The organism is Arthrobacter sp. 05T45 (genome assembly GCF_056395875.1).
This window is the reverse complement of record NZ_JBFTKI010000013.1, coordinates 105,254-112,072: the sequence shown is the minus strand read 5'-3', so window position 1 is coordinate 112,072 and position 6,819 is coordinate 105,254. Positions and strand designations below refer to the sequence as shown.

At 70.5% G+C, this 6,819-nt stretch carries 3 protein-coding genes; 1 reads left to right on the top strand and 2 read right to left on the bottom strand.

The features are described from left to right. The coding region (locus tag AC1DGD_RS13765) for an HNH endonuclease (RefSeq protein WP_476857145.1) at nucleotides 1-187 on the top strand (187 nt) is incomplete at its 5' end. A 235-nt stretch (nucleotides 188-422) separates the two neighbouring features. Here AC1DGD_RS13765 and AC1DGD_RS13760 read toward each other — a convergent pair. Together AC1DGD_RS13760 and AC1DGD_RS13755 are read right to left on the bottom strand one after the other, a co-directional pair. Then, nucleotides 423-2,396, bottom strand: coding sequence for a serine/threonine-protein kinase (locus AC1DGD_RS13760; RefSeq protein WP_476857144.1), 1,974 nt, complete (start codon nucleotides 2,394-2,396; stop codon nucleotides 423-425). Nucleotides 2,397-2,478: 82 nt separating this feature from the next. After that, nucleotides 2,479-6,798, bottom strand: coding sequence for an FtsK/SpoIIIE domain-containing protein (locus tag AC1DGD_RS13755; protein WP_476857143.1), 4,320 nt, complete (start codon nucleotides 6,796-6,798; stop codon nucleotides 2,479-2,481). Between the last annotated feature and the right edge of the window lie 21 nt (nucleotides 6,799-6,819).

The following is a 6,819-nucleotide window of genomic DNA, read 5'->3' as shown; positions in this document are numbered from 1 at the left end:
CTACTGGTCCCGCGGCGGAACCACCGGAGCCGGCAACGGCACCCTGCTCTGCTCCCATCACCACCATCTGATCCACAAGGAACACTGGAGCATCCAGATGCGCACCGGCATCCCCTGGTTCATCCCGCCACCCCACCTCGACCCCGCCCAGACACCCCGCCGGAACAGATACTTCCGCCTGGAGTGACCCCGTGGCCGCCGCGTGACAGAATCTCGGACGGAGGCGAGCCATGCGGTTCGGACGGACGGCGGGCTGGCGGCCCCGTGAACAGCGGCCCGGACGGACGGCGGGCTGGCCGCCCCGTGAACAGAAGCCAGGACTGCCGGGCGGGCCGTGCGGCTCGCACGTCCAGGCCAAGGTCATGGCCGCGCGGGGGCCAACCCCGAGTCCTCCGTCCTGGGAGCCCTAGGAGTCCTCGGTCTTACGAGTTTTCCCGGGACGTGATCCCAAAGCTCGGAGACTGCAGCTCGGTGAAGTTCCCGACGCTGGCACGCACGGTGCACTGGGGCGTGATCTGCAGGGCCGTCACGGTAAGCCCCGCGCTGTCCACCGCGAGCGCCCCGCCGCAGCCGTCGGAGAACCGTACTCCTTTCTCGCCGCCGCTCACGGCGGCGAGCATCTGCGAGGGCTTGCCCGACGCGGGACTGACGTAGAGCGGGTTCAGCTCGTCGGCGCCGCCGGCCCAGACTGGCACGAGGGTGATCTTTAGCGGGCTGGGCGTCACGACGCGCGCCGGAGTACGCACCTCCACGCCCTTCAGCCGCTGGACGGTATAGGCCGTGCCCTTGACGGCAGGGTCCTGCGTCGCGGCCGTCGTCGCCTCGGACCCAGCCCGCAGCCATGCGTCGAGGGCCTGCTGGTCCGCGGGCGACACTGACACCTTGGCGGTGACCTGGGCTGCCCCTCCGGCCGGGACCTCCAACCCCGAGACCTTCCAGCCGCACTCGACGTCAAGGCCGGTGATCGAGGCCTGATTCCTGCTCACCGAAGCCCCGTCCCACGTGACCGTCGGGCACGCTTCCCCATCGGCCAGGCCCGGGATCACCTCAAGGAAATCACCGGACAACGGCGCCTTCTGCGCCGCGTACGCGACAGTCAAGCGGACCTGACCGGAGGACGGCTCATAGGAGGCCTCCCGCGAGATTGTCAGGCCGGTTGGCAGCGCCGCGTCCTGAAGTTGCTTGGACACCTGGCCTTCCGCGGTGGGCCGCATTTGCTGACCTGCAGGGGCGAGGACAACGAACCCCACGACCATCGCGACGACGAGCAGGGTGGCGGCGCCCGCGAGCAGTAACGCTTTGCGAGTGCGCCAGAACGGTGTGGCGACCTGTTCCTCGAGCCGGGCCTCCGCCCGGGGCCGCACTTCGCGACGCGGGATTGGCCGGGCGATGGTGGCGCTGTCGGCCTCCCCGAGCTCGGGAGCCTTCCCGGCGTGGTCATCTGGCGAGCCTGACGCGAAGGCCGCGAGGTCCTCGTCCGTGAAGGCGCCCCGGACGACGGTGGCCGAGCGTTCGACGGCGTCGAAGTCCTCCGGGGCCTCGGTACGCGTGATCGGGCTGCTGCCGGCAAGGCGGGGTGCGAGACGCCGGAGCGTCGCCGCGGCCTCACTCGCCGTCGGGCGTTGGGCGGGGTCTTTGGACAGCAGCGAGTCGAGTACGTTCCATACCGCGTCGTCCACGGGGATCCGTGGCGGGCGCGAGGAAACATGTCGGTACGCGACGCTGAAGTCCGTCCCCGGCCCGGCGAAAGGAGTGCGCCCGGCGAGGAGCTCGTACAGCAGGACACCCGTTGAGTACACATCGCCCGGCGGGCCGGACCGGCCCTGGCTGATGAGCTCGGGAGGCATGTAGTGCGGGGTGCCGATGAGACCGGTCGTCTGGCGGATCTTCTCGCCCACGACGTCGGAGATGCCGAAGTCGGAGACCCGCACGTCGCCCGCGGCGCACTCGGGCCAGGGGCGGGCGAGGAGCACGTTGTCCGGCTTAATGTCGCGATGGGTCACGCCTCGTGAGTGCGCGAAAGCCAGTGCGTCGAACACTTCGGCGGCGACGTTGAACGCGTCCACGGGACGCAGCGGGCCCGTCTCCTTGAGCGCGTCGCGCAGCGAGCCTCCCGCGACGTAGTCCATGACGATGGCCAACCGCGCGCCCTCCACCACCATGTCGCGCACCGTGACGATGTGCGAGTCCTGCAGGCCAAGCAGGACGGATCGCTCACGGACGAACCGCTCTACGAGCGAGGGATCGTCGGCGTGCTCCGGGCGCAGAACTTTGGCGGCAAGCGTCCGGCCGTCGGCAGAGGTGACGGTCCAGACCTCGCCGACGGCGCCGGAGCCCACCCGTTCGCCGAAGCGGTAGGACGCTCCCAGAGCCTGACCCGTCTGTGCGAATTTCATACCGTACTCCCCAACGCTATCGATCTGATTCTTCAAGGCCCCCGGCCGTCCACTCGTTCGTCGTATGCGCTCGTAGCCGGGCTCAGCCCTCGGCGCTCATCGACTGGATCAGGGCCAATTGCCCGCCGACGCCGATATATCCACGCCCCGCACTCAGCGCCACGGGCGCCCTGCGCGGGAGTGCGGTGCCCAGCAGTTCGCCGTCGTAATCTACATCCGGTTGCAGCAGCACGCCCAGGCGGGATTTGCGGAGCGTCTTGGTCCAGTGACTGTACAGCCCGCGGAGATCCGTGGCCCGTCCGGCCGCGATGACGCACAGCCCCGGCTGCCCGGATGTCACAGCCCCCGCGATGGATTGATCGGTGTCCTCGAAGCGCTCTGCGTCGTCGATGAGCAGGAACACTGGGCAGCGCTCGAGGCGCAGGGAGGCCAGCAGGGCCGGCACTTCATCCGTGCCGACGGCCACGCGATCCAGATCGGCGAGGGCCAGGGGCGAGCGGCGATCGCAGATGCCCCACACCTGAGCCGGCCCGCGTGAGGTGGCCGCGCCACGCAGGGCTGCGGCCAGGGCCAGCAGCAGCGTGGACTTTCCCGACCGGGCGGGCCCGGCGACAAGCGCGTGCTCGCCCTCGTAGATTTCCAGGAAAGCCGGCGAGAGGTCAGCCTCCTTTATTCCTACCGGGATGAGCCAGGGTTCGGCCTCCAGCCGGGGTTCCACCCCTAGCTCCAGCATGGTGACGTTGGAGGGCAGGCGCCGGATCGCCGGCGTCTTCGCGGGTGCGTGTGCCCAGCTTTGCCGCACGCGATCCACCGCAGCCTCGACCCCGATACCGGGCGTGGCCACATGCATCTGGAGCGAGGTGCGGGGATCCACGCAGCGCCCAGGAAGCGCAGCGGGGATTTCCTTGCCCCGGACGCCGAGCGAGGAGTAGTCGTAGTCGTCCGCCAGCCGGAAGAGCCACTTCTGCAGCGTCACCTCGTTCATGGCCGAGGGCACCGCCTTGGCGCGTGTGGTGGAGACCGCGAAGGACAGTCCCAGCGCCGGGCCGTCCGCGTACGCCCGATACAGCAGCGCCAGCAGCTGCTGCCCTTCGAAATCCTGGAACTCGTCCCGCAGCGAGGCCAGGCCGTCCAGCAGCACCACGGTGCGGCGGTGCCTGCCAGGCTCGGCGCGGCGGCTCTCGAGCTCCGTGTGCAGGTGCCGCAGGAAACGGGCCTGCTGCTCCTTGGCGCCGGCCCCGGTTCCCACATACGCCACGGTGTGCGGCAGGCGTTCCAGGGCTTCGAGTTCACGGGAGCCCATGTCGAGGATCATCAGGTCCAGTTCGGCCGGATCGGCGTCCTTCGCCAGTGTCAGCGCGATCGAGGCCAGCGTGGTGCTCGTGCCGGAGCCGGCCACGCCCATGAGCATCAGGTTCCCCACGGACATGTCCCATCCCGCCGCGGACTGGCGCTGCAGCTCCGGCTCGTCGACGATTGCCACCTGGACCGTGGAGCCTCGGATGGCGCCCACCATCGGCAGCGGCCGGCGTGCGGGATCGGTGGGAGTGTCGGACGGTGCGGCTCGACGGCCGCCGTCCGGCTGAGGAAGGTAACCCTCCAGCTCCACACGCTCGCCCAGGGCCTCCGGCCAGACCTGCCGCGGCTCGGCGTACCCTGCCTCGGCGTTGGCTGCGACTACGGCGTCGATGAGCAGTTCGAGGTCGTTCTCGTCCACGGCCGCAGACCGTGGCGGCGCCGCCGCGGACACGGGGACGCCGAACTGGCGGATCTCGCGCACGTCCACGGCAGGCCCGGCGCCGAGCTGCGCCCGCCCGGTCACGAGGGCCGTCTGCACGGGGGTGATGTCGTCCTGGCCCAGTTTCACAAATGCCCGGCCCATCTGGGCCCGGCCGATCGCCGAGGCGGCGGGCACACCGATGACGTTGTTGGAGTCGTCGCGGCTCTGCACCCGCAGCGCCACCCGAAGGTTGGTGTTCGCGAGGATGTCGTCGCTGACGACGCCCGCCGGGCGCTGCGTCGCCAGGATCATGTGCACACCAAGGGTGCGGCCCACTGCCCCCACGCTGACGAGAGCTTTGAGCACGTCCGGGAAGTCCTTGGCCAGCATGGCGAACTCGTCGATCACGAGCAGCAGCCGGGGCATGGGCTCGGCCGGGTTCGTGGCCAGGTAGGCGTTCAGGTTGTCGATGCCCTCGCCGGCCTCCGCGAAGACCCGCTGGCGGCGTTCCATCTCCGCTTCCAGGGCGCGGAGGGCCCGGTCGGCGAGCTGCTCGTCCAGATTGGAGATCGTGCCGATGGTGTGCGGAAGGCGTTCGCATGCCTTGAAGGCGGCCCCGCCTTTGAAGTCGACGAGGATAAAGTTCAGGCGCGTCGGATCGTTGCGTGCCGCGAGGCCGGCCACAAGCGAGCGGAGGAACTCGGACTTGCCGGAGCCGGTGGTGCCGCCCACCAGGCCGTGCGGGCCGTCCTTGACCAGGTCCAGGGTCAGGGTACCGTTCTCCCCTGTGCCGATCGGCGTGGAGACTCCGGTGGGAGCCTGCCACATGCGACGGATCGTGGTCGAGTCCGGGCGGTCGTAGCCGAGGAGCCCGGGCAGCCGCACAAGCGGGGGCAGCGAGGCCCCGGGCACGCTCAGCTCCGGATCGTCGAAGTGCGCCACGCGCATTGCGCAGCGCAGGGCCTCCTCCTGGTCCAGGCCCGCCAGGATGACGTCCTCCACGCGGGTCAGGTCCTCCGGCTGGTCCACAGTGGCCGCTGCGTCCGAACCGACCCTGATGATCGTGGTGCAGGAGGCCGGCAACTGTTCCTCCGAAGTCGCGATGACGATGCCCGCCACCCGGGACGGGCGCTGCTGCGGGCTCCCATGGGCCCCGGGCACGGAGCGGCCCGTGCCGAGCAGCGCGCGTGCCGGTGAGTCCCTGCCCTCCGTGAGGACCTCGGAGTCCAGGACCACCAGCATCGCTGGTGTGGGCAGCTCCTGCACAGCGTCCTTGAGCGTGCGCAGCATGGCCAGGCTCGCCTCGCGGTCCGCGGACATCCACCGCTCGCCCGTGCTGCTGCCGGCCTGGCGCGTGTGCGGCAGCCATGAAGCCCACTCCCACTCGTCAGCGCGTCCGGCGTCGCAGAAGACGCCGATGGTCAGGTCGGCTGGGCCGACGTGCACCGCGGCCTGGGCCAGGAGGGATCGCGCGAGCGCCAGAGTCCCCTCCCGCGGCCCGACGATACCCACCACACCGGCGTCGGTCAGGTCCACGAGCACGGGCGCGGCCTGAAGGCGCGCGGCCGCGAGGGAGTCCTTCACCTTCTCATCCAGCCGCGACCCGGCTGTGCGGTCCACCTCGGGCTTCCAGGGGACGTCACCTGTGCCGGCGTGCAGGGCCAGGAAGTCGTCCGCGTCGGCGCGGCGCTGCCACAAGGACGTGGCGGGGAGTGCGGGGCGCCGGACTACGGTCGCGGGATCGGGGATCATCCGATGGCGTCGTGCGGTCTCCGTCGCTGCGGCTTCGCGGATCTGCCGCTCGAATCCTTGGAGCGCCCCGGCGAAGCGCTCGTCCTCTTCTTTGAGGCCCCGGGCGTGACGGCGCTTTTGTTCGAACCACATGCCCACGGCCATGACCGGGCTGAGCATGGCAAACATCGCGAAGCGCAAGTCCCGCAGGATCAAGACCATCGCCGCCGCCATCACGAGGGGCGCGAGCACCGTGATGTAGCTGAATTTGCTGGCCGGCGGCACGTCCTTGCGGCTCGGCGGGACCAGGGGCTCGCCCGCCGGGGTCTGCCCGGGGCGGGGAGGCCGGTTGAAGGGCGCTGTCGCCGCCGGCGTGAGGTTGTGCAGGCTGCCAGGCGGCGGGGCGGGCGTCTCGTCCAGGGACCGGCGCAGGAGGAGCACCGCGCCGCCCGCCGTGATCGTGGCGGTTTCGGTCACCAGGACCCCGTCCTCCCCCACCGGCTCGCCATTGACGAGGGTGCCGTTCGTGGACCCGCCATCGAACACCCGCAGCCCGTCCTCCTCCCGGCGCAGGCGGCAGTGGTCCCATGACGCGCTTTCGGTCGGAAGGCTCAGATCGGCGTGAGGGGACCGGCCGATGAGCATCTCTCGCCCGTGCGGAACGTCAGTCACGCCGCCGGTGCTCTGGCCGCCGGCGAGCGTCACGCTCCAGCCGCGCACGCGCTGCGGAATCTGCCACGGCGCCCGCGAGATGCGGCTGCCCTCCAGGAAGATCAGCTCTGAGACGGGGGTGGAACCACGCACCTCGGCCTCGTTCACGAACACCGCCTCATCGGGTGCCAGGCGCGGGCCACCGGCGGCCTCCACGAGGTCTGTCAGCGTCGTGGCGGGCGCGGCGTGAGCCACGTCGCACTCAAAGCGACGCTCGTCCAGGTCGATCAGCACACGCACCGGGCGCTCCTTCAGTGGTGG

Bases quoted from the DNA above. Each gene is read 5' to 3' on its own strand.
- AC1DGD_RS13760 (WP_476857144.1), bottom strand. From the start codon at position 2,396: ATGAAATTCGCACAGACGGGTCAGGCTCTGGGAGCGTCCTACCGCTTC.